The sequence below is a fragment of the Prevotella sp. P5-92 genome, assembly GCF_002251245.1.
GTDB lineage: Bacteria > Bacteroidota > Bacteroidia > Bacteroidales > Bacteroidaceae > Prevotella.
The window spans coordinates 1-686 of the sequence record NZ_NPJG01000126.1; the positions used below are offsets into that span (position 1 = coordinate 1).

The 686-nt window shown below is 47.5% G+C and carries 1 pseudogene; it reads left to right on the forward strand.

From position 1 onward, the window contains the following. Window positions 1-334: 334 nt before the first annotated feature. Window positions 335-686 (forward strand): annotated as a pseudogene (locus CIK99_RS13740) (DNA-binding protein); the annotation flags it as partial.

A 686-nucleotide genomic window follows, 5' to 3' on the forward strand; every position in this document is an offset into this window, starting at 1 on the left:
GGTTTGTTAACATACAGTATTACAGTATTACAGTTTGATTTTAAACCCACAAAATCTCTCTAACTAAGGAAAAATATTTACGTGGTTGGAGAAATATTTCGGGGTAGTTAGAAATAGTATAATACACAAGTGTATTATAAAAAATGTTAAAGAAAAGAAGGAAATTAAGTAAACACTTGCAAAATCGAGAAAAATGTTCTACCTTTGCAAACGTAAAAGAAAATCGGAAGCGCGCACCGTGATTCGGATACACGAGTGAGACAAAATTTTCTGTGGCGGCAGCAAGCCTAAGACGGTTCGCCACGCAGTGTGTAACCATTAATAATTCTTAGTTATGGCAATTAGACTTAAGGCAACAGAGCGAATGCTCAAGGTAGGGCCCAACGCGGGCAAGTATGCTTACATCCTCTCAGCGGAGCTTTACTCCGCGCTGGCGGAGAGCAAGGTGATTGAAGAGGCTGCATTGCGCAGCGGCATCTCGAAGGGTGCCATCCAGGCGGCATGGGCGGCATGTGGTGATGTGATAGTGGCGTGGGCCACTGAGGGACACTCGGTGCCTGTCCCAGGTCTCGGCACGATGCGCTTCGGCGTCAACGCCCAGTCGGTGCTCGACGTGAACATGGTGGCAAGTTCGCTCATCACCTCCCGAAAGATTGTGTTCACCCCGTCGGTGGATGTGAAGGCGG